The sequence below is a fragment of the Undibacterium sp. 5I2 genome (genome assembly GCF_035019605.1).
In the GTDB taxonomy this organism is placed as follows: Bacteria; Pseudomonadota; Gammaproteobacteria; order Burkholderiales; family Burkholderiaceae_D; genus Undibacterium.
Map to the genome: position 1 here is coordinate 1 of NZ_JASJVS010000142.1, position 1,162 is coordinate 1,162.

The window sequence follows — 1,162 nt, forward strand, 5'->3', positions numbered from 1 at the left end:
ATTCAAGTTTATCGAAATTCATTTTGGAACCTCTTTTCCGGGTACGAAGGATGAAGTCCCTCCAGCAACTGAGCCTGCAGTTGCGCCCATAAAACCTGGTAAAGGGTTTTTAACACCTTGAAACAGGGCGGGAATGTGCGGATTGAGATTAGGGTAAATCATAGGCCGACTAAACGCTGCAGTTCCTTGAGTTACTCCCCATCCAAGTAAATACCCCCCGGCCCCTCCTAATGCTCCTATCGCTCCGCTATAGATACTGCTATTTATTTCTCCGTAGTAAGCATTGTTGAAACTAGTATTTATTATTCCACCTGCGCCTCCTAATATTGTGTTATTGATAAATCCCGTTGCTGCACCTAATGGCGCAGTGATCACTCCAACCCCTGCAGCAAATAATGACTGCACTGGTCTAATTTGCCCACTCTGCGCATACTGACCAGCGGCATCCATACCTCCACCTGTAGCAGCTCCTATTCCGGCATAAATACCAGCACCTCCTATCGTCGATGCAATCGGTGTTGCCAGCATCAACCCTGCCACAACCGGTGCAGCAAGTGTGGCACCACCTATTTGCTGCACCATGTCCTGTTCGTACTTTGAACCCACCGCGATGGCCGCAGCCGAAGGCATGTGCAGATCCGCGGCGCTTTGTCCGTTGGCGTAAATTGTCGCGTCTTTCTTTGGCGCTCCCATCGAAAAAAACATATAGCCCGGATTGCCATTGGTATCTGGCGGCAGGAGTTGTGTGCCAGCCTCTTTCAAGAAAGCAGAGGCACTCTTATCCCAGGTGCCGGGCGAGCCTGTCTGCGTCTGACGACGTGCTTGTTCCGTCAATTCCTCTTTTGCCTGCTGCACTGAAATACCTTTGCGTACAGCGTAGCGCTCGGCATTATCGGTGATGTATTTTTTTTCAAGCTGATCTAACTGCCGATTATTCGCATCCACCACCAAGCCCATGCCCGCACCTGATACGCCACCTGCCGCACCGCCGATACCGGCCGCAGCCCCGGTCGCAATCGCTTGCGCCGCCATGTTCGCAAGGTCAGGCGCGAGACCGGCATCGCTCAATTGCTGAGCCATGTTTGTCTGAACCTGCTCAAGCATGGGTGCCGCCAGTGCCGCCGCGCCGGCACCAAGTGCGCCACCAATTCCGCCGCTTAAT

At 52.9% G+C, this 1,162-nt stretch carries 1 protein-coding gene; it reads right to left on the bottom strand.

Features of this window, described 5'->3' with window-relative positions; translation table 11 throughout:
* Positions 1–18: 18 nt before the first annotated feature.
* Positions 19–1,162 (bottom strand): hypothetical protein (locus QN359_RS19720; protein ID WP_323493624.1); only part of this gene is annotated, 1,144 nt, incomplete at its 5' end.